This window comes from Serratia sp. S4, from assembly GCF_000347995.1.
Taxonomy (GTDB): Bacteria; Pseudomonadota; Gammaproteobacteria; order Enterobacterales; family Enterobacteriaceae; genus Serratia; species Serratia quinivorans.
This window is the reverse complement of record NZ_KB661120.1, coordinates 1,357,647-1,383,448: the sequence shown is the minus strand read 5'-3', so window position 1 is coordinate 1,383,448 and position 25,802 is coordinate 1,357,647. Positions and strand designations below refer to the sequence as shown.

Genomic DNA, 25,802 nt, shown 5'->3' with positions numbered 1-25,802 from the left:
TTACAGCATCCCTGTGGTGAAATAAAAACCCGGCACGGCCGAAGACCGTCATTGTATTTTTTGTTATGTTATAACGTATCAATAATCAGGCGCCAGTTTTTATTGTCCCTGTGTAACCGCGCCTATCACGGTTGGCGACGCATCATTTGGCGCTTTCGCCACAAATCAGCGACAATAACCCTTTTGCAGCCGACAGGACGTGTTATGCAGGCCGAAATTCTTCTTACTCTAAAACTCCAGCAAAAACTGTTCGCCGATCCGCGCCGTATCGCGCTGCTTAAGCAGGTCCGACACACCGGCTCCATCAGTCAGGGGGCTAAACTGGCAGGCATCAGCTATAAGAGCGCCTGGGATGCGATTAACGAAATGAACCAGTTGGCGGAGCAAACGGTGGTGGAGCGCGCTACCGGCGGCAAAGGTGGCGGCGGTGCTCAGGTAACCCATTATGGTGAACGGCTGATCCAGCTTTACGACCTGCTGGGGCAGATCCAGCAAAAAGCCTTCGACGTACTGCAGCAAGACAACCTGCCACTCGACAGCCTGCTGGCGGCCATCTCACGTTTTTCGCTGCAAACCAGCGCGCGCAACCAATTTTTCGGTACGGTGATCGAACGCGACCATCAGCAAGTGCAGCAACATCTGGATATTTTACTGAACGACGGCAAAACCCGCCTCAGTGCAGCTATTACCCAACAAAGCGCCGATCGCCTGCAGCTCTCGCCCGGTAAGGAAGTGCTGGCGCTGATTAAAGCCCCGTGGGTAAAGCTGAACACCGATCCGGCACTGGCCGGCGCGGCAGACAACTCGCTGGCAGGCGTAGTGGCCAGCATCCAGCCAGGTGCCGATCACAGCGAAGTTTTGGTCACGCTCACCGGGGGCGAAACCCTGTGCGCTACCATAACCAACGCAGAACTACAGCAGCTTAAACTGCAGCCCGGCAGTACGGTGTATGCCTTGTTCAACGCCGATCGGGTGATTGTCGCCACGTTGTGTTAAACGCAACGTAACGTTGCATTTTTGCCGATTGACATCACCCTGCAATGCGCCTATTTCTAAACAAAATAATTGCATAAAAAGGAACAGGTGATGTCGTCGTTGCACATTTCGCAAGGTTCATTCCGCTTAAGCGATACCCGCACCCTGACGCTGGATGCGCTGGATATTCAGGCCGGCGACAGCTGGGCCTTTGTCGGCGCCAACGGCAGCGGTAAATCTGCGCTGGCTCGCGCACTGGCCAATGAGCTGGTGTTATTGAGCGGCGAGCGGCGAAGTGATTTCCGCCATGCGGTACGTATCTCTTTCGAACAGTTGCAAAAACTGGTCAGCGACGAATGGCAACGCAACAATACCGACCTGCTTAGCCCTGGCGAAGAAGATACCGGCCGCACCGTGGCGGAAATCATTCAGGAAGAGCTCAAGGACCCAGCCCGCTGCGCGCAATTGGCCGAACAGTTCGGCATCACCCCGCTGTTGTCACGTCGCTTCAAATATCTTTCTACCGGCGAAACACGCAAAACCTTGCTGTGTCGGGCGCTGATGTCGCAACCCGACCTGCTGATCCTCGATGAGCCTTTTGACGGGCTGGATGTCAATTCACGCGCCCAATTGGCTGCGCTGCTGAGCGACCTTTCAGGGCATGGCTATACCCTGGTGCTGGTACTCAACCGTTTTGACGAGGTGCCGGACTTTATCCGTCAGGTGGGTGTATTGGCGGACTGTACTTTGGCAAGCCAGGGAACCCGGCAGCAGGTGATGGCCGACGCACTGGTCGCTCAACTAGCACACAGTGAAAACCTGGATGGTCTGGCGCTGCCGGAAACCGAAGATCCCGCGCAAAAAACCACGCTGCCGGCAGACCAACCATTAATCATCCTGCGTGATGGCGTGGTCAGTTATAACGATCAACCGATCCTCAATCATCTCGACTGGCAGGTTAACCCCGGCGAGCACTGGCAGATCGTCGGCCCGAACGGCGCCGGTAAATCCACCCTGCTCAGCCTGATCACCGGCGATCATCCCCAAGGGTACAGTAACGATCTCACCCTGTTCGGCCGCCGTCGCGGCAGCGGGGAAACCATCTGGGATATCAAACGCCATATCGGCTACGTCAGCAGCAGCCTGCACCTGGACTACCGCGTCAGTGCCAGCGTACGTACCGTGATCCTGTCCGGTTTCTTCGATTCGATTGGCATTTATCAGGCGGTGTCCGATCGCCAGCGGCAATTGGCCGACCAATGGCTGGCACTGCTGGGGCTGGGTGGCTCAAAGGGAGAAGCCCCGTTCCATAGTCTGTCCTGGGGGCAGCAGCGGTTGGCATTGATTGCCCGCGCACTGGTCAAGCACCCGGCGCTGCTGATCCTCGACGAACCGCTACAGGGGCTGGATCCGCTCAATCGCCAACTGGTACGCCGTTTTGTCGACGTGTTGATCGGTCAGGGCGCAACCCAGCTGTTGTTTGTTTCGCACCATGCAGAGGACGCGCCACAGAGTATTACCCACCGCCTGAGCTTTGTGCCTGACGGCGACGGCTACCGTTACCAGCACGATACGCTGAACTGAAAAATCCGGATGGGGGGCTTTGCCACTCATCCGATGACATATCCGGCAACACTTCCCCGGTAACACATCACATTTGGCCTTTTATCATAAGGGGAAAGGATTCGTTTCTGGAGACACTATGTCCGCCGCACTGATTATTATCGATCTTATCGACGATTTGATTGGCCCCAAAGGGCGTGCAAATCATTGCCGTGAACAGGTGATCGCGCAAAATCTGATTGCCAACACCAATGCCGCTGCGGCTTACGCTCGGGTACGCAAAATTCCGGTGATTTGGGTACGCGTCGGTTTTGCCGATGACTATCACGATATTCCCGCCCACTCTCCGCTGTTCAACCACCTAAAACAGATCGGCGCGCTGCGTTTAAGCAGTGCCGGTTGCCAGTGGGAGCAGGATTTGCAGGTATTACCTGCGGATTTTCAGTTCGAAAAGAACGGAGTTTGCGCCTTTGCCGGTAACAATTTGTTAGCCTGGCTGCAGCAGCATCACTGCCATCATTTGTTGCTGGGCGGCGTCAGTACCCCGCTGGCAATCGAGAGCACCGCCAGACAGGCGCACGACGCCGGTTTTCAGGTCAGCATCTTGCAGGACTTGTGCGCCGCACCAACTCTGGAGATGCACCAGCAGAGCCTGGATATTCTGCAGAATCTGGCGGAAATCACTCGTTCATCGGCCTGGATGAAGGGCTGAACGCACTATTTCACCCACTGCACCGACCTTTACTGTCATTTCACTGTGCTACTATCCAAAATAGTGCCCAACTCACCGATCATCAGCACACCGATAAAGCAATGATTGCCTTCGGTAATGGGCACCGTGTGCATATTTTAAAGGGACATAGTTATGTGGGGCGTACTGGCTACGGCGTTATTCTTTTTGCCATTTAACCGGCTTATTGCCTGGGTAATTTTGGCCGCATCGGCAGGAATGGGGATGTACCATGGAGTACTGACCCCGCTCAGCCTGGCGTGTTTATTAGGTATTGTCGCTCTTGCAGGATTGCGACACCATTTTCGTGCTCAGCGCAATCTGGCGGTTGCACTCGAAGTACTGGTGGTTGCAAGCTGTGTGGCGTTATTCCTGCATTGGGTGCCGGGGTTCCATAACCAGTTGATGATTGACGGTGATAAAGCCGGCCCGTTGAGCGCGCCGTTCACCATGTATTACAACTTCGACAAGGCGCTGGTGCCTTTCCTGCTGTTTGCCTGTTTGCCTACGTTGTTTACGGCGCAAACCGGTAAAAGCGCTAACAAACCCGGTTGGATCGCGCTGATTATCAGCGTCCCGGCCTTGCTGCTGTTGGCGGTGGCGCTCGGCGGCCTGAAGATTGAATTGCATGCCCCAGCCTGGATCCTGGCGTTTATCATGGCCAACCTGTTCTTTGTCTGTATGGCCGAAGAAGCGCTGTTCCGTGGCTATCTGCAGCAACGTCTCAGCCAGTGGTTAGGGGCCTGGCCGGCATTGATTATCGCCGCACTGATCTTCGGCGCAGCGCACCTGGCCGGCGGTATGCTGATGGTGGCTTTCGCTACGCTTGCCGGGCTGATTTACGGTCTGGCGTGGATGTGGAGCGGCCGCCTGTGGGTGCCGATTCTGTTCCACTTCGGGCTTAATCTGACCCATCTGCTGCTGTTCACTTACCCGCTGTACCAACACCCCTGATCCTCAGAACCGGCAGGCAAATCCCTGCCGGTTATGCCGCTGAAAACGCTATCACTCGCCCCTGATTGTTACTTTTCCTGCTTTCTTTCCCCTGCCGTTCTAGCGGTATTCTTGCTTGTGTCACGCCGTGTAAACGATTCCATTTTTCGCTCTGGATCACCTTTTTACTCCAAAGGACATGCTATATTTTTGGCCATAGTTATCCATTTACATGAGTCAAATGGGCGTTATCGGTAGGTGAAAGCGATTACACACAGCCGCAGCGACCAAGAAAAAGGAACCGTCATGACGGATTTTAATCCCATCGATCATCCCCATCGCCGCTACAACCCGCTGACCGGTCAATGGGTATTGGTATCACCGCACCGCGCCAAACGTCCCTGGCAGGGCCAGCAGGAAGCCGCACAGCTTGAAACACTGCCGCAGCACGATCCGGACTGCTTCCTCTGCCCGGGGAATACCCGCGTCACCGGTGATAAGAACCCGGATTATCAAAACACCTATGTGTTCACCAATGACTTTGCCGCGCTGATGACGGACACCCCGCTAGCGCCGGAGAGTCAGGATCCCTTAATGCGTTGCCAGAGCGCACGCGGCACCAGCCGGGTGATCTGCTTCTCCCCCGATCACAGCAAAACCCTGCCGGAGCTAACGCTGCCGGCCCTGGAAAGCGTGATCGCCGCCTGGCAGGAACAGACCGCCGACCTGGGACGCCGCTATCCGTGGGTGCAGGTATTTGAAAATAAAGGCGCGGCGATGGGCTGCTCCAACCCGCATCCGCATGGCCAGGTTTGGGCCAACAGTTTCCTGCCCAATGAAGCTGAACATGAAGATCGCCTGCAGCGCGAGTATTTCCAGCAGCACCAATCCTCAATGCTGCTGGACTACGTGCAGCGCGAACAGGCTGACGGCAGCCGCACGGTGGTGGAAACCGAACACTGGCTGGCGGTCGTCCCCTACTGGGCCGCCTGGCCGTTTGAGACGCTGTTACTGCCGAAAACCGCAGTGCAACGCATTACCGATCTTGACGCCGCACAGAGCAGCGATTTGGCGCTGGCACTGAAAAAGCTCACCAGCCGTTACGACAACCTTTTCCAATGTTCCTTCCCCTACTCCATGGGCTGGCACGGCGCGCCGTTCAATGATGCGGATAACCGCCACTGGCAGCTGCATGCCCATTTCTATCCGCCACTGCTGCGTTCCGCCACGGTGCGTAAATTTATGGTGGGTTATGAGTTGCTGGCGGAAACCCAGCGTGATTTGACCGCAGAACAGGCCGCAGAACGTCTGCGTGCCGTTAGCGATATTCATTACCGTGAAGCCGGAGCCAAAAAATGAGTTTGAAGAACCTTACCCACACCCTGTTTACCGAACGTTTTGGCTACGCGCCCACGCTGACTATTCAGGCCCCTGGCCGGGTGAATTTGATCGGCGAACACACCGACTATAACGACGGTTTTGTGCTGCCGTGCGCCATTGACTATCAGACGGTGATCGCCTGCGCCAAACGCGACGACCGTCAGATCCGGGTGATCGCCGCCGATTACGAAGGTCAGCAGGATCAATTCTCTCTCGACAGCCCGATCGTCAGCCATCCGGATCAACGTTGGTCCGATTATGTACGCGGAGTGATCAAACACCTGCAGCAGCGTAATGCCGACTTTGGCGGCGCGGATCTGGTGATTTCCGGTAATGTGCCGCAGGGCGCCGGTCTCAGTTCTTCTGCCTCGCTGGAAGTTGCCGTTGGCCAGGCCATGCAGGCGCTGTATGCCCTGCCGCTGGATGGCGTAGCACTGGCGCTCAATGGTCAGGAAGCGGAAAACCAGTTCGTCGGCTGCAACTGCGGGATTATGGATCAGTTGATTTCCGCACTCGGTGAAAAAGACCATGCGTTGCTGATCGATTGCCGCACATTGGAGACCCGGGCGGTATCAGTCCCGGAAGATGTTGCCGTGGTGATCATCAATTCCAATGTGAAGCGCGGGTTGGTGGACAGCGAATACAACACTCGTCGCGAGCAGTGTGAAGAGGCCGCACGCTTCTTCGGCGTCAAGGCGCTGCGCGACGTCAGCCCGGATCTGTTTTTCCCGATCCAGCATGAACTGGATCCGATCGTCGCCAAACGAGCGCGCCACGTGATCAGCGAAAACGATCGAACCCTGGCCGCAGCCGATGCGCTGGCCGCCGGTGATATGAAACTGATGGGAAAATTGATGGCAGAGTCACACGCCTCAATGCGCGATGACTTTGAAATTACCGTACCGCCGATTGACCGGCTGGTAGAGATCGTTAAATCGGTTATCGGCGATCGCGGCGGTGTGCGCATGACCGGTGGCGGCTTTGGTGGCTGCATCGTAGCCTTGATGCCGCTGGCGCTGGTGGAACCGGTTCGCGCAGCCGTGGCACGCGAATATCCGTTGCAGACCAACGGGCTGAAAGAAACCTTTTACGTCTGCAAAGCGTCAGAGGGGGCCGGTACATGCTAAGCAACAGCCAGACGCTGGCACCGGACGGCCAGCCTTATCAGTTAACCCAGTTGAAAAACGCCGGCGGGATGACCGTCACGCTGATGGATTGGGGCGCTACCTGGCTTTCCGCCGTACTGCCGCTGAAGTCAGGCAAAACGCGTGAACTGCTGCTGGGTTGCCAAACACCGGCAGATTACCTGCAGCAGGCAGCCTACCTGGGGGCTACCGTCGGCCGCTATGCCAACCGCATCGCTAACGCCAGCCTGTTGATTGATGGCAAGCCGCATCCGCTGGTGGCCAATCAGGGGGAACACCAGTTACACGGTGGGCCGGAGGGCTTCAACACCCGTCGCTGGCGGATTGTTCAGCAGGATGAACAGCAGGTGAGTTACGCGCTGCATTCGCCAGACGGCGACCAGGGGTTTCCCGGTAACCTCGACGTGCAGGTCAACTACCGCCTCACCGCCGATAATCGCCTGGAAATCAGCTATCAGGCGCGGACCGACAGCGCCTGCCCGGTCAACCTGACCAATCACGCCTACTTCAACCTGGACGGGGCCGGCACCGATGCCCGTCACCAGCGGCTGCAACTGTTTGCCGACCGCTATCTGCCGGTCGACAGCGAGGGTATCCCCAGCGCCTCCCTAACCCCGGTAGAAGGCAGTGGCATGGACTTCCGCCAGCCGAAAACCCTGCTGCAGGATTTTTTGAGCGATCGCGACCAGCAACGGGTAAAAGGCTACGACCACGCCTATCTGCTGCACCGTACCTGTGGCGCACTGGATTGCCCGGCGGCTCACCTGTGGTCGGCCGATGGCCAGGTGCAAATGAGCGTGTTCACCAGCGCACCGGCGTTGCAACTCTACAGCGGCAATTATCTGGGCGGCACCCCGGCACGTGATGGCGGCAGCTATGCCAATTACGCCGGGGTAGCGCTGGAAAGCGAGTTTTTGCCAGACAGCCCTAACCATCCGGAATGGCCGCAGCCCGACTGTTGGTTGCAGCCGGGGCAGCAATATCTCAGCGCCACCCATTATCAGTTTTATCCTATTTGACCCGCCACGCCCCTTGCCAAGCGGCAGGGGGCCGTTTGTTATAAATGCTTACCTTTTTACCCCTCCGCGCCGCAGGCCGCTGCCTTTCCTTATTCCAAAGTGCACACTAGAATCAGGCTACGGTGATAAGCACAACACCTTGTGTAAAATCACAAATTTCGGCCACCCCGGCCGGTCAATAGCTGAAGGAACACCTATGCGTCTGATTACTGCACTTCCATTACTGGCGGGTTTACTGCTGAGCACCAACCTGATGGCTGCCGAAACTGCAGCAAAAACCCCGTCACCGGCGCAGGCTGCACAGCAGAAACGCATGACCGATTGTAATCAACAGGCCTCTGGCAAAGCGCTGAAAGGCGCGGACCGCTCCACCTTTATGAGCACCTGCCTGAAATCCGAAGGCACCGCTGCGACCAAAACCTTAACCCCGCAGCAGCAGAAAATGAAAACCTGTAACGCCGACGCCAAGACCAAAAACCTGACTGGCGACGCACGTAAAACCTTCATGAGCACTTGCCTGAAAAAATCGGCCTGATCCCCTGCTCCTACGGCACGGCTGAATTCCCTTTAGCCGTGCTGCCTTCCCTATCTGCGCCCGCCTGAACGATTCAGCTTTTCCTCGGCACAGCACTTACTTTGCGGCAAGAAATTGGCTATGGTTAAACACTATCGATTGCCGAGCCACCGGCCGCGGCAATATAATGATTTTCGTTATCATTGAAATGTCAGATTATTAAGGAGTTAAGCTATGGCTGTAACTAAGCTGGTTCTGGTGCGTCACGGCGAAAGCCAGTGGAACAACGAAAACCGCTTCACCGGTTGGTATGATGTTGATTTGTCTGAGAAAGGCCGCACCGAAGCGAAAGCTGCTGGCGAACTGTTGAAAAACGAAGGTTTCGCTTTTGACTTTGCTTACACTTCCGTACTCAAGCGTGCTATCCACACCCTGTGGAACATTCTGGACGAACTGGATCAAGCCTGGCTGCCGACTGAAAAATCCTGGAAACTGAACGAACGTCACTACGGCGCGTTGCAGGGTCTGAACAAGGCTGAAACCGCAGAAAAATACGGTGACGAGCAGGTTAAGCAATGGCGTCGCGGTTTTGCCGTAACCCCACCAGAGCTGACCAAAGATGACGAGCGCTACCCAGGCCACGACCCACGTTACTCCGCGCTGACCGAGCAAGAGCTGCCGCTGACCGAAAGCCTGGCGCTGACCATCGATCGCGTGATCCCTTACTGGGATGAAGAAATCCTGCCACGTATCAAAAGCGGCGAGCGCGTTATCGTTGCTGCTCACGGCAACTCCCTGCGTGCGCTGGTGAAATACCTGGATAACCTGAGCGAAGACGAGATCCTCGAACTGAACATCCCAACCGGCGTGCCGTTGGTGTATGAGTTCGACGAGAACTTCAAGCCAATCAAACGTTACTACCTGGGCAATGCCGACGAGATCGCTGCTAAAGCGGCCGCCGTGGCAAACCAGGGTAAAGCGAAGTAATCTTCACCCGTTGATCTAAAAAGCCCCCGGTTTTTGGCCGAGGGCTTTTTTTATGGCGCAAAGTGGGGCTTTACTTGTTGCGACGCACTTTCACTGCTTCCGCCAGTTCACGCAGTACAGTTTCGGTGTCTGACCAGCCGATGCAGGCGTCGGTGACGCTCTTGCCGTAAACCAGCGGATCGCCGCTTTCCAGATTCTGGTTACCTTCCACCAGATGGCTTTCGATCATCACGCCCATAATCGCCTTTTCACCGCCGGCAATCTGTTGGCAGACGTCTGCGTTCACTTCCAGCTGCTTTTTGAACTGCTTGCTGCTGTTGGCGTGGCTAAAATCGATCATCACCTGTGCAGGCAGACCCGCTTTAACCAGGCCTTCTTTGACTTGTTTCACGTGTGCCGCACTGTAGTTCGGCTCTTTGCCGCCGCGCAGAATGATGTGACAGTCGCCGTTACCGCTGGTGTTAACAATGGCCGAGTGGCCCCATTTGGTTACCGACAGGAAACAGTGCGGCGCGCTGGCGGCGTTGATGGCATCAATCGCCACCTTAATGGTGCCGTCGGTGCCGTTTTTGAAGCCAACCGGGCAAGACAGGCCGGAAGACAGTTCGCGGTGCACCTGAGATTCCGTGGTGCGTGCGCCAATAGCGCCCCAGCTCATCAGATCTGCCAGATACTGCGGGGTGATCATGTCGAGGAATTCGCCGGCAGCCGGCAGGCCAGAATCATTGATATCCAGCAGCAGCTTACGCGCCAAACGCAGGCCGTCGTTGATCTGGAAGCTATTATCCATCTGCGGATCGTTGATCAAACCCTTCCAGCCCACGGTAGTACGCGGTTTTTCAAAATAAACGCGCATCACCACTTCCAGCTCACCGCTCAGTTCCTGACGCAGCGCCAGCAGGCGACCGGCGTACTCTTTAGCGGCTTTGGTATCGTGGATCGAGCAAGGGCCGATCACCACCAGCAGGCGATCGTCGCTGCCACGAAGGATCTGATGAATGGCATTGCGTGCCTGTGACACCGTCTCTGCTGCGCGTTCAGTGGCCGGAAACTTTTCTAACAGGGCCACCGGTGGCAGGAGTTCCTTAATTTCTTTAATACGTAAATCGTCATTTAGGTAATTCATCACTTTTCCATTCGGTATCGAGAGGCGTTATTTCGCAGAGCGTAGATCTGACCAATTTAGCCTGTGAGGATAACGCTGTAAATCACCTTTGCCGCCTGCAGAATGAACGTCCTGATTAACAGTAGATTGTGCTGTTTCATCAGCAGAGCACAGTGGCTCCTTTTTGGTTATGCTAACGGCCAGGATCCGTTACTCGAGCCAAGCCATGCCCTCATTGTTATTAGTTGATGACCACCCGGTGGTTCATGTCGCACTGGAAGCGGCGCTAATCAAGTCTTCCCGCTCCTATGTTCTACAGGCGGTAGAGGATGACGTACAGGCGCTGGCCCAGTTGGCCGCAGCCGACTTTGCACTGGTGATCCTCGATATCGGCCTGCCGCAGGTAGACGGCCTGCAGCTGCTGAAAAAGATTCGCCGCCATTACCCGCAGCAGTCGATCCTGATTTATACCGCCCAGGAAGAAGAGATTTATGCCCGTATGGCCTATGCGGCCGGTGCCAACGGCTTTGTTCACAAGGGCAGCCGACTGGAACAACTGGTGCTGGCGATTGAAACCGTGCTGGGCGGGGAACTGAGCTTTCCCACCGCCGCGATGGCAGAAGAAGCCCAGCCGACAGAAGGCTCGCTGCTGACGCCAAAAGAACTGCAGATTCTCGGGCTGCTCAGTAAAGGGTTGTCCAACCTGCAAATTGCCGAGATGCTGAGCATCAGCAACAAAACCGTCAGCACCCACAAGAAGAATATTTTGCGCAAGACTGGCGCCAGTAACCTGCTGGAGCTGGTGGCGGTGTTTAAAGAGCTGACGCCATGATGCGTGGAGTCCTGTTGCTGTTAACCCTGCTGCTGAGCCTCGGCAACGTCACACAGGCAGCGCAGCCGGTGAGTTATCGGTTGGTCAGCAACCTGAATATCCCGCTCGATATGCTGATCGCCAGTGAGAAAAACCCCTGGCGCGATACCACGTTGCGTGTCGGCATCATCAGTGAAAATACCAGCCCCTATAACATCATTGTGGATGACGATTTGTACGGCTTGAACGCCGACTATCTTGGTTATGTTCAGCAGGTTACCGGCATTCACTTTCAGATTTACGGCTTTGCCGATCTGGCGCAGCTAGAGCAGGCGCTGCATGACGGGACTATCGATCTGGTGTACGGCATTCCGCAAAACGAAGCCCTGCACGGCCTGAAAATTTCGCAGCCTTATTACGTCAGTAATCTGCGTGTGCTGCGGGATCGCAGCAATGACCGCCAGGTGATGCTCAATTCCGCCAACGCGCGGGTGGCTATCAGCACCCTGACCGATATGCAGGCCGGTCAAGCGTTGCAGGCGGTGTCCTCTCACGTGCAGCGTTATGACAACAACCTGCAGGCGGTGTATGCCTTGCTCAACGGCAGCAGCGACTACTTTATTGCCGACGAAGCCAGCGCCAGTTTTATCATTGACCAGTTACAGCTCGGCCAGCTTTATCAGATTGAAAGTACCATCAACCTCGGGAATCTGTCATTCGTATTCGCCTCCGCCAACCCGACGCTGATCGACACCCTCAACCTGGCCATCGCCGATACCCCGATGGAGTTTATGAACGCCATTCAGAGACGCTGGAGCAAGAAGATCCCCAGCTATCTCGATACCGGCAATGCCGATCTGACCCAGATGGAAAAACACTGGGTGGCGACCCATCCCACCGTTTATTACGCCGCCATCGAGAATAATTTTCCGTTCGCCTACCGGGGTTCCGGCGGGCAGGCGCGTGGATACGCAATCGACATTCTGAATATCATCGCGCAGAACACCGGGCTACGCTTTATGCCGCTCTGGGCGCGCAACCCCGAGCAGGCCGACCAATTGGTGCAATCCGGACAGGCCAGTTTCCGTACCGCCCTGCCTTTGGCTCGCGGCGTTAAAGCCCGCTATAGCGCCAGCATGCCGATCCACCGTTCACTGTGGGGGGTTTATGTCGGTCAGCAGGCCAACGGCATTTCCACCTGGAGCGATTTGGCCGGTAAACGCATCGGCGTGCTGCAGGGCGACCTGGCACAAAGTCTGGTGCCGGCCAACGAAGAGTTGATCCGTTTTACCGACGGCAAGGCCATGTATGACGCCCTGGCCAACGGCCAGCTGGATGCGCTGGTGGATAATGTGATCTCGGCAAACTTTGTCGCCCTGTCACGTTATTCCGGCGCGATAAAACTGGCGTTCGCGGCCAATAACATCGCCTACCCGGTAGCATTCGGCGTGCGGCAGGATCAGCCACTGCTGCTGGCTATCCTCGATAAGAATCTGATGCAGATCCCGTCCGAAACGCTGCAATCGCTGCGCGATGAATGGATTGTCGATCGCAGCAACCTGATTGATGCCGTAAATGAAAACCGCATGCAGCCGCAAACCACCTGGCTGCTGGCGCTGTTGGCGGCAGCGATCCTGCTGCTGCTGGGGCTGACCCTGCGGCGCTTCATCCTGCAGCGTAGGGAAAAACGTGAGCGTGAGGTCATCGAGCAGGCTCGTCAGCATGCCGAAGCCGAGAACCGCATGAAGAGCAAGTTCCTGGCCACCGTCAGCCATGAACTGCGTACGCCAATGCACGCCATTCTTGGCCTGCTGGAACTGGAACTGAAACGCCAGCCGACGCCGGAGGGCTTACCGGTGATTTACAGTTCGGCGTCGTCTTTGCTTAACCTGCTCAATGACCTGCAAGATCACGCGCGGCTGGAAACCGGTTCGTTGACGCTGGTCGCCCGGAGCGTGGCGCTGCAACCCTGGATAGCCCACATCAACGCCCTGTATCAACCGCTGATCGGCGAACGCCCGGTGACGCTAAACGTCAGTGCGGCCGACAACCTGCCCGCCGCTGCTCTCATTGATGGTGAGCGTTTACTTCAGGTGGCTAACAATCTGATAAACAATGCAATTAAGTTCACGCCACACGGCACTATTCAGGTGAATATCGGTTGGCATGAGCAGGTTCCACCGCAGGGGGAACTGTGGCTGACGGTGGCCGACAGCGGCTGTGGTATCGCCGCCGATGAGATAGATAAACTGTTCCAACCGTTCTATCGCGCACGCGGTGCACAGCGCGTATCCGTTCAGGGGACCGGGTTGGGGCTGTCTATCTGTAAAGAGATTATCGAACAAATGGGCGGTCGAATTGCGTTGCAATCGCAACCCGGCCTCGGCACTCAGGTGACACTGTCCGTGCCGGTAAGCCAGGTCGCTGTCGATCCCACGACTCAGCAGGCCGACACACCACTCATTCTGCCGCCGCCAACCCTGCGCGTAGCCCTGATCGACGATCACCCCACCAACCTGCTGTTGATGGAGCGGCAACTGCGCCACTTCGGCCTGCAGCCGACGTTATTCGAGCAGGGCCATAAGCTGTTGAAGGCCCACCGTCGGCAGCCGTTCGACCTGCTGTTTATCGATTACAATATGCCGCGTCCGGACGGCCTGACGCTGGCGAGGCTGATACGCCGCGACGAGCAACGCCATCAGCGCCCGGCCTGCCAGATCATTCTCTGCTCGGCCGACGTGCAGGAATTTACCCGCATCCCGCCGGGCCTGGTGGCGATAGATCGCTTTTTAACCAAGCCAATTGCTCTGGCCGCAATAGCCCAGACGCTACCGCAGCAACCCCAGGCGCTGGAGCGGCAGTTAGTCCTTACTGACCTGCAGCAAACCCTGGTTGATATGGCCGGTAATGAGCGACCGATGATCCTGCGTTTGGCAACAACGCTGCAGGCGACGCTGCGGCAGGACCGGCAACGGCTTGAGCAGGCGGCACAGAATCAGGACTGGCCAACCCTGGCGCAAACCGCGCATCGCATCAAGGGCAGCCTGCTGATGCTACAACTGCCTGCAGCGGCCAGCCTGTGCCAACAACTGGCGGACAGCGGTCGTGAAGGAACATTCATTCAGGCCGCCTATACTGAATTGAGTACGTTAGTGGAACAGATCCTGATAGAACTGGATAATCTGGTCAGCACTGACGAGTCGTATTTTGCTATGGATAAGGAAGAATAATGTCGGACGCCCCACACGTACACCAGCCAAAAGACAGTAATAGTAAACGCCTACTGACCGCTTTTTTAGTCACCGCGGTCTTTATGGTCGCCGAAGTGGCCGGCGGGTTAATTTCAGGCTCACTGGCGCTGCTGGCGGATGCCGGCCATATGCTCACCGACGCCGCCGCACTGCTGGTGGCCTTGATGGCCGTCCACTTCTCACAGCGTAAGCCCAATGCGCGCCACACCTTCGGTTATCTGCGTCTGACCACCCTGGCGGCCTTCCTCAACGCCGCCGCGCTGTTGGTGATCGTGGTATTCATCCTGTGGGAGGCGATACGGCGTTTCTTCGAGCCACAGCCGGTGATGGGTACGCCAATGCTGATTATCGCCATAGCGGGGCTGCTGGCCAACCTGTTCGCCTTCTGGCTACTGCACCGGGGTAGCGAAGAGAAGAATATCAATGTGCGCGCTGCCGCATTGCATGTGCTGGGGGATTTACTGGGGTCGGTGGGTGCCATCGCCGCCGCCATTGTGATCCTGACCACTGGCTGGACGCCGATTGACCCGATATTGTCAGTGCTGGTGTCTTGTCTGGTGATTCGCAGCGCCTGGCGACTGCTGAAAGAGAGTTTCCATGAGCTGCTGGAAGGCACGCCGCAGGAGGTGGACATCAACAAGTTGCAAAAGGACCTGTGCCTGAATATTCCGGAAGTGCGCAATATTCATCACGTCCATGTGTGGCAGATTGGTGAACAAAAGTTGATGACGCTGCATGCGCAGGTGATACCGCCGCACGACCATGATGGTTTGCTGCGCCGTATTCAGGCCTATCTGCTGGAGCACTATCGGATTGGTCACGTAACCATTCAGATGGAATATCAGCACTGCGATACACCCGACTGTGGGATTAACCGGGCCCCCGAGCCGAGTGACCACTCACATTCACATGTGGGACATCATCACTAGAATCCACTGGGGCGCCTTATTCGGCGCCCCAGTTATGTTATGGTGCAGAAGATAATGGCCGCGATTGGTTGTTGCCGGCGCTTTTGATCCACAGCCAGGAGCCGTTCAGCGCAATCAACGTCAAGATCACGTATTCCAGCGCCATGGCATAAACGCCCTGGTAGGCGAATATCGCCACGCTGATCACGTCAATCACTATCCACAACAGCCAGTTTTCCACGTACTTGCGCGTCATCAGGATCATCGCCACGATCGACAACACCATCATGGTCGAATCCCAGAATGGGAAGGCATCCGGCTGCAGCTGCGGCATTTGCACGCTCAAACCAAGCCCCTGCATCACTGCCACCGCTGCCTGCGTCAACCAGGCAAACACGCGGTCAATATTGAACGTCATCAAGGCTATGCCGATAACGCACACCGCCGCCCAGCTCAGCGCCTTCGGCAGTGACAGCCAACGTATCTTCAGCTCGGCCTGGTTATCCTGAGTCTGACGGCTCCAGGCGTACCAGCCGTAAATATTGGCGACAAAAAAGAACAGCTGCAGCAGCAGGCTGGCGTAAAGCTGGATTTGAAAGAAAATCACCGCAAACAGCGTGACGTTAATCAGGCCGAACAGGTAATTGATAATTTTCTCTTTGCTGGCATACCAAATGCACAGCAGGCCAAACAGGGTGCCGATAGCCTCAATCCATGACAGATCGTAGCCCCCCGCTCCCAGCGGGATATGCACCAGGATATTGCTGGTACTGAAAAAGCTCATTTTATTTTCCTTATTAAATGGTTAAGCGTTCCCTTTAACTTGCACCCTTAACTCAGCGGCGAAATCCAACATCCGGTTCAGCGGGATCAGCGCCTTCTGACGCAACGCGGCATCGACATGGATCTCATGCAGAACACCGCCGTGCTCCAGCCCATCGGCGATAGCCTTCAGGCCATTCATCGCCATCCACGGGCAGTGTGCGCAGCTGCGACAGGTGGCACCTTCCCCGGCGGTTGGCGCTTCGAACAACTCTTTGTCCGGGCAGGCCTGTTGCATCTTATAAAAAATACCGCGATCGGTGGCAACAATCAGCTGCGAATTAGGCAGCGTTTTCGCCGCCTGAATCAATTGGCTGGTTGAGCCTACCGCATCGGCCAGGCTGACCACCGCCTGTGGTGACTCCGGATGCACCAGTATCGCCGCGTTCGGGTATAAGGCCTTCATCCGCATCAGGGCCTGGGTTTTAAACTCGTCATGGACGATACAGGCACCCTGCCAGCACAGCATATCTGCACCGGTTTGCTTTTGCACATAGCTCCCCAGATGGCGATCCGGCGCCCAGATGATTTTCTCACCCAGGCTGTCGAGATGTTCAATCAGTTCAACGGCGATACTGGAGGTGACCACCCAGTCCGCCCGCGCTTTTACCGCCGCTGAGGTATTAGCGTAGACCACCACGGTTCTGTCCGGGTGGCTGTCGCAAAAGGCATTGAATTCTTCTTCCGGGCAACCGAGATCCAGCGAGCACTCCGCGTTCAGCGTCGGCATCAGCACCCGTTTTTCGGGGCTGAGGATCTTGGCGGTTTCCCCCATAAAACGCACCCCGGCAACCAGCAGGGTCGAAGCCGGATGATTGCTGCCAAAGCGCGCCATCTCCAGCGAGTCCGCCACGCAGCCACCGGTTTCTTCCGCCAGCGCCTGGATCTCCGGATCGGTATAGTAATGGGCTACCATCACCGCATTACGCTGCTTGAGCAGGATTTTAATCTTCTCGCGGTAAAACGCCTTCTGCGCGTCGTCCAGCGGTACCGGCTTGGGCGGGAACGGGTACACCGCCGCATTAACATCAAACATTTCACTCATCGCTGCAATCTCTGTGCTAGGCTGGGTGTCTGCTGCCCGGGTATCACCCCATCGCAACCCCCTTCGTTTTATATACTAAACAAAATACCTTTATTTGTGCGAAAAGTCCGCTGATATTTTATATTTGCGCGGAAGGTGTTTAATTCATTAAAAATTTGAAAGGATAAAATGCAAAGAAAGAGAGGGTTCCAGGTACAACCAGGTACTAAAAGAGATAAACGGATAAAACGGATTGAAGATGCTGGGGGCAAACCGGGGATACCCTGCGGGATTACTCGGCTAAAGAGTAGCGCGGTGTACTGTTTTGAAGCGACTGAGATGTAACGTGCGGGATTGATTCGGCCTTTGGCCTCACCCTACGGGCAACGCTATGCGTTGTCGTATCGCTGCGCGATGCTCGAACCTGAACGTAGCTTCTCACCCACACGGTTCGTGCGTTATGCAATGCTCAAGTTTTGGGAAAAGTGCTGAGGTACTCTTTGAAATGGTGGGCCGTGCGGGATTCGAACCTGCGACCAATTGATTAAAAGTCAACTGCTCTACCAACTGAGCTAACGGCCCACTGAGGGGATACTGCTGAACCGCGTAAGCAGGAGAGGAACTCGCTGCAATAATGGTGGGCCGTGCGGGATTCGAACCTGCGACCAATTGATTAAAAGTCAACTGCTCTACCAACTGAGCTAACGGCCCACTGACGTGGTTTACTGCTGAACAACCAATACAAAACCGAAGCTCGTATTGCGGAAAAACCATTCTGAAATGGTGGGCCGTGCGGGATTCGAACCTGCGACCAATTGATTAAAAGTCAACTGCTCTACCAACTGAGCTAACGGCCCACAGCAGTGGTGGGTGATGACGGGCTCGAACCGCCGACCCCCTCCGTGTAAAGGAGATGCTCTACCAACTGAGCTAATCACCCACTAGTGTGGTTACTGCTACTACTTCAGAAATTGGTGGGTCGTGCGGGATTCGAACCTGCGACCAATTGATTAAAAGTCAACTGCTCTACCAACTGAGCTAACGACCCAATTTCCTTGCTGCTTTAACATCTTGCAAGATGTCTTGGCAACGGCGGCATATATTACTAATTTATCTTGGCAGCGCAACCTAAATTTATAAACAACAGGTTCAACTGCTTGTTCTTCACACGAATGAGCCCAGAAATCGGTCAAATCGACTAACTTCTGGGCTCATTTTTTTACTGACTAACCTGCTACTCGACTTTTCGCCTGTTTGGCCGCAGCACTGGTTGGGTATTGTTTAATCACCTGCTGGAACACGGCTTTGGCTTTATCGGCCTGCCCTTTTTCCTGCATGATGATACCTACCTTGTACATTGCGTCCGGTGCCTTAGGTGATTTTGCGTAATTCTTCACCACCACCGCATAATAGTAAGCCGCATCATCTTTCTTACCCTTGTTGTAGAACAACTGGCCGAGCCAATAGTTGGCGTTGGGCTGGTAAGTTGATTTTGGGTACTGTTTTACGAAGGACTGAAAAGCGGAAATAGCCTGGTCATACTGCTTTTTTTCCAGCGCCAATGAAACAGCGGCGTTGTAGTCGCTGTTTTCATCACCCGTACTGGCCGGCGCTGCGGCTGTAGCGCCCGCAGAGGCGCTCTCAGCGCCGTCAGTGGACGCAGCCGCTGCTGCCCCACCTGCGGCACCCGCTGCAGCAGCGGAGCTCTGAGCGCCGCCCTGGCTGATGCTATCCATCTGTTGATAGATCTGCTTTTGGCGTTCAACAACCTGATTCAGTTGATATTGGTTTTCCTGGATTTGCCCGCGGAGAGAGTCAATATCGCGCTGGTTGTCAGAGAGTTGTTGCTGGAGTTGGTTTAAAAGCTGGCCCTGAGCATTGCTGATGCGCTCAAGTGAGGTGACACGGTCTTCGACCGAGCCGGAGCCGACATTACTGATTGGCGCTTGGGCAGTAGCGGCCCATGGGACCGCTACGCCAACCAGTAACGACAGACTCAACAAGTGACGTCTGAAGTTACTGTTCATGCGATTCTCTTAGTAAACCAGAACTGCACGACGGTTTTTAGCATAAGCCGCTTCGTCGTGGCCCAGTACTGCTGGTTTTTCTTTACCGTAAGAAACGATAGAGATCTGGTCAGCAGAAACGCCTTTACCTTGCAGGTACATTTTGACTGAGTTAGAACGACGCTCACCCAGGGCAATGTTGTATTCCGGCGTACCGCGTTCATCCGCGTGGCCTTCAACGGTCACTTTGTAAGACGGGTTGTTACGCAGGAATGCAGCGTGCGCGTCCAGCATCTGAGCGAACTCAGAGCTCACGTCATACTTGTCCAGGCCGAAGTAAACAATGTTGTTCTTCTGCAGTTCTTGCATCTGCAGACGAGCTTGTTCTTCAGAAGACAGGTTGCTGCTGCCATTTTCTGTACCAGTGCCAGCGCCAGCGCCCATACCAGATTGGTCGTTGTTTGCGCTTTTGTTAGAACTACAAGCCGCTACAGCCAGAACTGGCAGTGCCAGCAGAAGCCCTTTCAGCACTTTGTTCAGTTGCATTTCTTTAATCCTTTTATAGTTTGCCATACATATTTACACATGCATCACAGATACGGCGACCAGGCAGGGAATTTGACCTGTCCATCAGTTGCCGGAAGACGCGCTTTAAAACGCCCATCAGTCGATACCAGTTGCAGCACGGAGCCCATACCTTGCGTGGAGCTATAGATCACCATGGTGCCATTTGGCGCAATACTAGGCGTTTCGTCCAGGAAGGTGCCGGTCAAAACTTGAACCGCCCCCGATCCGAGATCTTGTTTGGCGATATGCTGAGCACCACTGTTAGAGCTCACCATCACCAGGAATTTACCATCAGAGCTGACTTCAGAATCCTGATTCTGAGAGCCTTCCCATGTCAGACGCTGTGACGCACCGCCACTGGCACTGACTTTATAAATCTGTGGTCTGCCGCCCTGATCGGAGGTATAGGCCAGAGACTGCCCATCCGGGAACCAGGTCGGTTCGGTATTGTTGCTGCGCCCGTCGGTGATTTGGGTGATCTGGCCAGAGCCAAGATTCATCACGTACAGGTTCAGGCTACCGCTTTTAGACAGCGCAAACGCCAGGCGGCTGCCGTCCGGTGAGAACGCCGGCGCACCGTTGTGACGCGGGAACGAAGCGATCTGACGGATAGCACCGTTAGCCAGGGTCTGCACAACCAGCGCAGAACGGCCGCTTTCAAAGGTGACGTACGCCAGTTTGCTGCCGTCCGGCGACCAGGCCGGGGACATCAGCGGTTCTGGTGAACGATGTACCGTAAACTGGTTGTAGCCGTCGTAATCCGCTACGCGCAGCTCATACGGGAATTTCCCACCGTTGGTCTGCACTACGTAAGCGATACGGGTACGGAATGCGCCCTTGATACCGGTCAGCTTCTCAAACACTTCGTCACTGGCGGTGTGAGCAGAATAACGCAACCATTGTTTGGTCACTTTATACTGGTTCTGCGCCAGAACGGTGCCTGGTGAGCCCGAAGTGTCCACCAGTTGATAAGAGATCAGGTAGCCGCCGTCTGCACCAGGTTGCACCTGGCCGACCACGACCGCGTCAATGCCCAATGCAGTCCAGGCCGCCGGCGTCACTTCAGACGCGGTGGTAGGTTGCTGCGGCATACGCGCCACGTCAATTGGGTTGAATTTGCCGCTGTTGCGCAGGTCTGCGCCGACAATTTTGCCAATATCTTCCGGAGGCGTGCCTGGGCCCGCCCATTTAAACGGCACCACGCCAATCGGACGAGCGGAGTCGACCCCTTGGGTGATTTCAATGCGAACTTCCGCGTGAAGAACGGATGCCCACAGTATTAAAAAACCTAGCGCTACTCGAAATGCCTGCTTCATCTCATCTCCCTTATCCAGGCGGAATGCCTGCGATAAATTAGCAGAATTTTAACAAACCAACTCAAACAAAACTACATAATCCCTGTTGGTTACCTTAGTACATCCCTGCGATATGTCTCAGCTAAAACAACCATTATTGTGGCTTAAACGTAAGGGGAGCATTCTTAAACACCTCATATACTGCCTGAGAAGTCATTACCGAGGATTAAAATCAATTGGAGCATTTTTAAATGCCTCGTAAACCTCTTTACTTGGTGGCTTAGGCATTTTCGCCTGCCGAGCTGCCGCAGCAGCTGCTTGGCAAAGTGCTGGATCGCCGCCCTCAACTTTCACACCAATCACGAAACCATCAGGAGCCATATTAATTCTCAATGTACAAGTACGTCCCTTGTATGAGTCCCAATCATAGAACTTATTCTGCACCGCATTTTTTATCTGGTTACCGTAGCTGGCCAAATCAGCACCACTGGCACCCGCAGTCTTGGCATTGCCCTGACCGGCCGGTTTACCGTCACCCTTCTGCTTGCCGCCGCCTTTCGGCGCGTTTTTACCGTCCGCCAGGCCACCAAACAGTTCGTCAACCTCTGAAGACTGATTCGCAGCTGCAGCGGCCGCTTTCTTCTTGGCATCTGCGGCTTTCTTGGCTGCGGCCTTTTCAGCAGCAGCAGCCTTTTTCTCCGCCTCTGCGGCCGCTTTCTTCTCGGCATCAGCAGCCGCTTTTTTCTCAGCCTTTTCAGCTTCTGCGGCAGCCTTCTTCTCGGCGTCGGCAGCGGCTTTTTTCTCTGCAGCTTCAGCAGCAGCGGCTTTCTTCGCTTCTTCCGCCTGTTTCTTGGCGGTAGCCGCGGCGGCAGCTTCTTTCTTGGCTTCAGACTCGGCTTTCTTCTGCGCGTCGGCCTGTGCTTTGGCGACTTTATCCGCTTCGGCCTTGGCCTTGGCGGCAGCGGCTTCCGCTACTTTCTGTTGTTCTTTGGCTTTCGCCGCGGCGTTCTCGGCCACTTTTTGCTGTTCAGCTGCCTGCTTTTGTTGCTCTGCGGCCTGCTTTTGCTGTTCAGCCTGTTCTTTCGCGTCCTGGGCCGCTTTTTCCTGCGCGGTCAAACGCTCTTTCTCCAGCTCTTTCAGGCGCTGTTGTTCCGCCGCCTGCTTCTGCTGAAGTTCTTCGGCCTGTTGCTCCGCTTTTTTCTGGCGCTGCTTTTCAGCACGCTGCGCGTCGTTACTCTGCTGTTGCTGGCGGTTGTACTGCTCCACCACTGCCCCGGGATCGACCATCACTGCACCGACGACCGAACCGTCGCCGCCACCGCCGGCACTCATTTCGACGTTTTCTTGCAGCGAGCCCCAAATCAGCAGGGCAATCAATACAAAGTGCAGAACGACCGAAACAATAACGGCGCGGTTCAGCTTATCGTTTTGCTCAGTTGCCTTTACCAAAATAGATTCCCAAAAACTGGTGTTGCTTATACGGGGTTCCTGCACCGCAGCGCAGGAACCGGGTTGCCACTGACCTTAGGGTCAAATTGGCTGGGTCATCAGCCCCACGGAAGTGACGCCCGCCTGATGGAGAATATTCAATGCCTTGATAATCTCATCGTACGGAACTTCCTTCGCCCCACCGATCAAAAAGACCGTCTTGGGGTTGGCCGCCAAACGCGACTTGGCTTCGGCTGCAACCTGCTCCGGCGGCAACAGTTCCATGCGGTCGTGATCCACCACCATGGTGTATTGGCCCACGCCGGAAACCTCGAGGATCACCGGTGGATTATCACTGCTGGAAACCGCTTTGGAATCGGTGGCGTCCGGCAGATCAACCTCAACGCTCTGGGTGATGATCGGTGCGGTTGCCATAAAGATCAGCAACAGCACCAGCAACACGTCGAGCAACGGAACGATGTTAATTTCGGACTTCAGCTCGCGCCGATTACGTCCACGAACTCTCGCCATGCTACCTCCTACTTATTTGCTGTCGCTGGAGAAGGCCTGACGATGCAGAATAGCGGTGAACTCTTCCATAAAGTTGTCGTAATTCTGCTCAAGCTTGTTGACGCGCTGGTTGAGGCGGTTATAGGCCATAACGGCCGGGATAGCGGCGAACAGACCGATGGCGGTTGCGATCAGTGCTTCGGCGATACCCGGTGCTACCATTTGCAGCGTGGCCTGTTTCACCGCACCCAGTGCGATAAAGGCGTGCATAATCCCCCACACGGTGCCGAACAGGCCGATATACGGACTGATCGAACCCACGGTGCCGAGGAAAGGAATGTGGTTTTCCAGCGTTTCCAGTTCGCGGTTCATCGAGATACGCATGGCACGTGACGCACCTTCGATCACCGATTCCGGCGCATGGTTATTAGCGCGGTGCAAACGAGCGAACTCTTTGAAACCAGAGTGGAAAATTTGCTCTGAGCCGGTCAGGCTATCGCGACGTGCCTGGCTTTCCTGATACAAACGGGAAAGCTCAATACCGGACCAGAATTTGTCTTCAAAGGCTTCGGCGTCACGCGTGGCCGCATTAAGGATGCGGGTACGCTGGATGATGATCGCCCAGGAGGCCACTGAGAAGCATATCAAAATCAACATGATAAGCTTAACCAGCAGGCTGGCCTTCAAGAATAAATCTAGGATGTTCATCTCATTCACTGCTTAAACTCCGCGACAATAGACTTAGGAAGCGCTATCGGCTTCATTTGGTGTGGATCAATACATGCAATCAACACGTCGGCCTGACTCAAAAGAGTTCCGTCAGAATTGACAATGCGTTGAGCAAACGTAAGAGAAGCCCCGCGCATTGAGGTGATTTCACTCTGGACTTCCAGCTGGTCGTCAAGACGAGCAGGAAGCAGATAATCAACCGTCATGCGCCGGACAGCGAAGGCGACATTTTCACTGAGCAGCTGCTGTTGATGAAAGTTATGATGACGCAGCATCTCGGTGCGCGCTCTTTCAAAAAAAGCCACATAGCGGGCGTGATAGACCACACCACTGGCATCGGTATCTTCGTAGTAAACGCGAACCGGCCATCGAAACAACGTATTACTCACTCTACTTCCCAGCAATGCAATTTAACGGTGCTACTATACGCAAGACGGATCGGGTTGGGAATGGGTTACAAGATGGGAACGAAAATAATTATGGGCCGCGATGGCCCATAACTTGGGGGTATAGCGGAGATTATAAAGAAACGTAAAGTAATCCTGCGGCCAGGATCACAATTGCCGGAAGTGGCGCAAAAAAAGCTCGCCACAGGGTGCGTTGCGGTCGAAACCCGACCCCATGAACCACCCCGGCACAGACTGCCCAAATAAGCAGCAGCCCTTCCCAAATCTCCAGCGAGCTGGTCTTCGCCGCAAAGCGGGTCGGATCCCAGAAAATACAGCCCGCCAAAATCAACGCCAGCACCAGTGAAAGGGCCCGGACCGGGCCCTTGTCGGTGATAGCGTACAGCTTGTCAGTCAGTGACAAACTCATCACTTATCGTCTTGCTGTGCTTTTGAATCTTCGTGGTGCTCAAGCGCCAGCGCCGTGATGATGCCGAAGGCACAGGCAAGAAGCGTTCCGAGAATCCAGGCAAAATACCACATGGTTTAGCTCCCTATCCTTAATACAGCGAATGCTTGTTGTTCTCGATGAAGTTCTTGTCGAGACGGCCGAACATTTTGTAGTACGACCAGCTGGTGTACGCCAGAACGATAGGCACGAAGATCGCCGCGACAACGGTCATCACTTGCAGCGTCAACAGGCTGGAGGTGGCGTCCCACATGGTCAGGCTGATGTTAGGCACGGTGCTTGACGGCATCACGAACGGGAACATGGTCACCCCGGCGGTCAGGATCACACAGGCAATGGTCAGCGACGAGGTCACGAACGCCAGCGCGTCTTTCGACAAGCGCGAGAACAGCACCGTGAACAGCGGCAGCACCACGCCCAGTGCAGGCAGTGCCCACAGCAGCGGATACTTGTTGAAGTTGATCAACCAGGCACCGGCCTGATGAGCCACTTCTTTACGCATCGGGTTAGACTCCGCCATGGTGTTCAGCGTCGAGGTAATCACATAACCGTCGATGCCTTTGACCAGCCAGATGCCGCCCAACAGGAAGAATACCGCCATCACCAACGTGGAGATCTGCGCCGCAGCGCGAGCACGCAGGTGAATTTCACCGCTGGTACGCATCTGCAGGTAAGTTGCCCCCTGGGTCACCAGCATGGTCAAACTGACCACGCCCGCCAACAGACCAAACGGATTGAGCAGTTGGAAGAAGTTGCCGGTGTAGAACAGACGCATGTATTCATCCATGTGGAACGGCACGCCCTGCAACAGGTTGCCGAACGCCACGCCGAATACCACCGCAGGCACGAAGCTGCCGATAAAGATGCCCCAGTCCCACATGTTGCGCCAGCGGCTGCTCTCCAGCTTCGAGCGGTAGTCAAAACCGACCGGGCGGAAGAACAAGGCTGACAGCACCAGGATCATGGCAACATAGAAACCGGAGAACGCCGCCGCATAGACCATCGGCCAGGCGGCGAACAGTGCACCACCGGCAGTGATCAGCCACACCTGGTTACCGTCCCAGTGTGGTGCGATGGAGTTGATCATCACCCGGCGCTCGGTATCGGTTTTACCGATAATGCGCACCAGGATGCCGACCCCCATGTCGAAACCGTCGGTGACGGCGAAACCGATCAGCAGTACGCCAATCAGGACCCACCAGATAAATCGCAGTACTTCATAATCAAACATACGTGGACTCCTGT

25 protein-coding genes, 5 tRNA genes and 1 other RNA gene are annotated in these 25,802 nt (G+C 55.4%); 12 read left to right on the top strand and 19 right to left on the bottom strand.

Going from position 1 to position 25,802, the window contains the following annotated elements; translation table 11 throughout:
• Positions 1–204 precede the first annotated feature (204 nt).
• The 9 genes from modE to gpmA all read left to right on the top strand — a co-directional run bounded on the left by modE (position 205) and on the right by gpmA (position 9,246).
• On the top strand, positions 205–996 hold the full coding sequence (modE, locus tag SERS4_RS0107180; RefSeq protein WP_017891956.1) for a molybdenum-dependent transcriptional regulator: 792 nt from the start codon (positions 205–207) through the stop codon (positions 994–996).
• A 90-nt stretch (positions 997–1,086) separates the two neighbouring features.
• A complete protein-coding gene (modF, locus tag SERS4_RS0107175) occupies positions 1,087–2,559 on the top strand; it encodes a molybdate ABC transporter ATP-binding protein ModF (RefSeq protein ID WP_017891955.1) in 1,473 nt (490 codons plus the stop codon).
• A gap of 118 nt (positions 2,560–2,677) precedes the next feature.
• The gene (locus SERS4_RS0107170) at positions 2,678–3,250 is read left to right on the top strand and encodes a cysteine hydrolase family protein (RefSeq protein ID WP_017891954.1); all 573 of its coding nucleotides are present in this window, start codon (positions 2,678–2,680) and stop codon (positions 3,248–3,250) included.
• Positions 3,251–3,403: 153 nt separating this feature from the next.
• Complete coding sequence (locus SERS4_RS0107165; RefSeq protein WP_017891953.1) at positions 3,404–4,222, top strand: CPBP family intramembrane glutamic endopeptidase; 819 nt, start codon at positions 3,404–3,406, stop codon at positions 4,220–4,222.
• A 285-nt stretch (positions 4,223–4,507) separates the two neighbouring features.
• Entirely contained in the window at positions 4,508–5,560 is a 1,053-nt protein-coding gene (galT, locus tag SERS4_RS0107160; RefSeq protein ID WP_017891952.1) for a galactose-1-phosphate uridylyltransferase, read from the top strand.
• Positions 5,557–6,708 (top strand): galactokinase, encoded by a 1,152-nt coding sequence (galK, locus tag SERS4_RS0107155; RefSeq protein WP_017891951.1) that lies wholly within the window; start codon positions 5,557–5,559, stop codon positions 6,706–6,708. The genes galT and galK overlap by 4 nt, the downstream gene beginning before the upstream one ends.
• The gene (galM, locus tag SERS4_RS0107150) at positions 6,702–7,745 is read left to right on the top strand and encodes a galactose-1-epimerase (RefSeq protein ID WP_017891950.1); all 1,044 of its coding nucleotides are present in this window, start codon (positions 6,702–6,704) and stop codon (positions 7,743–7,745) included. Before galK ends, galM begins: the two co-directional genes overlap by 7 nt.
• Before the next feature lie 196 nt (positions 7,746–7,941).
• On the top strand, positions 7,942–8,280 hold the full coding sequence (locus SERS4_RS0107145; RefSeq protein WP_017891949.1) for a PsiF family protein: 339 nt from the start codon (positions 7,942–7,944) through the stop codon (positions 8,278–8,280).
• A 213-nt stretch (positions 8,281–8,493) separates the two neighbouring features.
• Positions 8,494–9,246 (top strand): 2,3-diphosphoglycerate-dependent phosphoglycerate mutase, encoded by a 753-nt coding sequence (gene gpmA, locus SERS4_RS0107140; protein ID WP_012005722.1) that lies wholly within the window; start codon positions 8,494–8,496, stop codon positions 9,244–9,246.
• A gap of 70 nt (positions 9,247–9,316) precedes the next feature.
• Here gpmA and aroG read toward each other — a convergent pair whose 3' ends face one another.
• Positions 9,317–10,372 carry a 3-deoxy-7-phosphoheptulonate synthase AroG gene (aroG, locus tag SERS4_RS0107135; RefSeq protein ID WP_012005721.1) on the bottom strand — a complete coding sequence of 352 codons (1,056 nt, stop codon included), beginning with the start codon at positions 10,370–10,372 and terminating at the stop codon, positions 9,317–9,319.
• 205 nt (positions 10,373–10,577) lie between these two features.
• Between aroG and SERS4_RS0107125 the strand changes: the two genes are divergently transcribed.
• The 3 genes from SERS4_RS0107125 to zitB are packed head-to-tail and all read left to right on the top strand — an operon-like array spanning position 10,578 to position 15,342.
• Complete coding sequence (locus SERS4_RS0107125) at positions 10,578–11,183, top strand: response regulator transcription factor (RefSeq protein WP_017891948.1); 606 nt, start codon at positions 10,578–10,580, stop codon at positions 11,181–11,183.
• Positions 11,180–14,392: an ATP-binding protein gene (locus SERS4_RS0107120; RefSeq protein WP_017891947.1), complete on the top strand. Its 3,213-nt coding sequence runs from the start codon at positions 11,180–11,182 to the stop codon at positions 14,390–14,392. Before SERS4_RS0107125 ends, SERS4_RS0107120 begins: the two co-directional genes overlap by 4 nt.
• On the top strand, positions 14,392–15,342 hold the full coding sequence (zitB, locus tag SERS4_RS0107115; RefSeq protein ID WP_012005718.1) for a CDF family zinc transporter ZitB: 951 nt from the start codon (positions 14,392–14,394) through the stop codon (positions 15,340–15,342). Before SERS4_RS0107120 ends, zitB begins: the two co-directional genes overlap by 1 nt.
• Positions 15,343–15,379: 37 nt before the next feature.
• On the opposite strand, the gene pnuC is transcribed toward zitB, so the two are convergent.
• From pnuC to cydB, 18 genes are all read right to left on the bottom strand, one after another.
• Positions 15,380–16,105, bottom strand: coding sequence for a nicotinamide riboside transporter PnuC (pnuC, locus tag SERS4_RS0107110; RefSeq protein WP_017891946.1), 726 nt, complete (start codon positions 16,103–16,105; stop codon positions 15,380–15,382).
• Positions 16,106–16,126: 21 nt separating this feature from the next.
• Positions 16,127–17,188 (bottom strand): quinolinate synthase NadA, encoded by a 1,062-nt coding sequence (gene nadA / locus SERS4_RS0107105; protein WP_012005716.1) that lies wholly within the window; start codon positions 17,186–17,188, stop codon positions 16,127–16,129.
• A 316-nt stretch (positions 17,189–17,504) separates the two neighbouring features.
• Positions 17,505–17,629: non-coding RNA, RtT sRNA (locus SERS4_RS26195), on the bottom strand.
• Positions 17,630–17,673: 44 nt separating this feature from the next.
• Positions 17,674–17,749, bottom strand: a tRNA-Lys gene (locus SERS4_RS0107100).
• A 53-nt stretch (positions 17,750–17,802) separates the two neighbouring features.
• Positions 17,803–17,878, bottom strand: a tRNA-Lys gene (locus tag SERS4_RS0107095).
• A 70-nt stretch (positions 17,879–17,948) separates the two neighbouring features.
• Positions 17,949–18,024: transfer RNA gene (locus SERS4_RS0107090), tRNA-Lys, on the bottom strand.
• 7 nt (positions 18,025–18,031) lie between these two features.
• Positions 18,032–18,107 (bottom strand) — tRNA-Val (locus SERS4_RS0107085).
• 32 nt (positions 18,108–18,139) lie between these two features.
• Positions 18,140–18,215, bottom strand: a tRNA-Lys gene (locus SERS4_RS0107080).
• Between the two features lie 178 nt (positions 18,216–18,393).
• Complete coding sequence (cpoB, locus tag SERS4_RS0107075) at positions 18,394–19,194, bottom strand: cell division protein CpoB (RefSeq protein ID WP_012005715.1); 801 nt, start codon at positions 19,192–19,194, stop codon at positions 18,394–18,396.
• Between the two features lie 9 nt (positions 19,195–19,203).
• Positions 19,204–19,719 carry a peptidoglycan-associated lipoprotein Pal gene (gene pal, locus SERS4_RS0107070; protein ID WP_012005714.1) on the bottom strand — a complete coding sequence of 172 codons (516 nt, stop codon included), beginning with the start codon at positions 19,717–19,719 and terminating at the stop codon, positions 19,204–19,206.
• A 44-nt stretch (positions 19,720–19,763) separates the two neighbouring features.
• Positions 19,764–21,056: a Tol-Pal system beta propeller repeat protein TolB gene (tolB, locus tag SERS4_RS0107065; protein WP_012005713.1), complete on the bottom strand. Its 1,293-nt coding sequence runs from the start codon at positions 21,054–21,056 to the stop codon at positions 19,764–19,766.
• A gap of 195 nt (positions 21,057–21,251) precedes the next feature.
• Complete coding sequence (tolA, locus tag SERS4_RS0107060; RefSeq protein ID WP_026142253.1) at positions 21,252–22,484, bottom strand: cell envelope integrity protein TolA; 1,233 nt, start codon at positions 22,482–22,484, stop codon at positions 21,252–21,254.
• An 81-nt stretch (positions 22,485–22,565) separates the two neighbouring features.
• Complete coding sequence (gene tolR / locus SERS4_RS0107055; RefSeq protein ID WP_012005711.1) at positions 22,566–22,994, bottom strand: colicin uptake protein TolR; 429 nt, start codon at positions 22,992–22,994, stop codon at positions 22,566–22,568.
• Between the two features lie 12 nt (positions 22,995–23,006).
• The gene (gene tolQ, locus SERS4_RS0107050) at positions 23,007–23,690 is read right to left on the bottom strand and encodes a Tol-Pal system protein TolQ (RefSeq protein ID WP_006324117.1); all 684 of its coding nucleotides are present in this window, start codon (positions 23,688–23,690) and stop codon (positions 23,007–23,009) included.
• The gene (ybgC, locus tag SERS4_RS0107045) at positions 23,687–24,091 is read right to left on the bottom strand and encodes a tol-pal system-associated acyl-CoA thioesterase (RefSeq protein ID WP_012005710.1); all 405 of its coding nucleotides are present in this window, start codon (positions 24,089–24,091) and stop codon (positions 23,687–23,689) included. Before ybgC ends, tolQ begins: the two co-directional genes overlap by 4 nt.
• 130 nt (positions 24,092–24,221) lie before the next feature.
• Entirely contained in the window at positions 24,222–24,518 is a 297-nt protein-coding gene (gene ybgE, locus SERS4_RS0107040) for a cyd operon protein YbgE (protein WP_012005709.1), read from the bottom strand.
• On the bottom strand, positions 24,518–24,631 hold the full coding sequence (gene cydX, locus SERS4_RS26190; protein WP_012005708.1) for a cytochrome bd-I oxidase subunit CydX: 114 nt from the start codon (positions 24,629–24,631) through the stop codon (positions 24,518–24,520). The genes ybgE and cydX overlap by 1 nt, the downstream gene beginning before the upstream one ends.
• A gap of 17 nt (positions 24,632–24,648) precedes the next feature.
• The gene (gene cydB, locus SERS4_RS0107030) at positions 24,649–25,788 is read right to left on the bottom strand and encodes a cytochrome d ubiquinol oxidase subunit II (RefSeq protein ID WP_012005707.1); all 1,140 of its coding nucleotides are present in this window, start codon (positions 25,786–25,788) and stop codon (positions 24,649–24,651) included.
• Between the last annotated feature and the right edge of the window lie 14 nt (positions 25,789–25,802).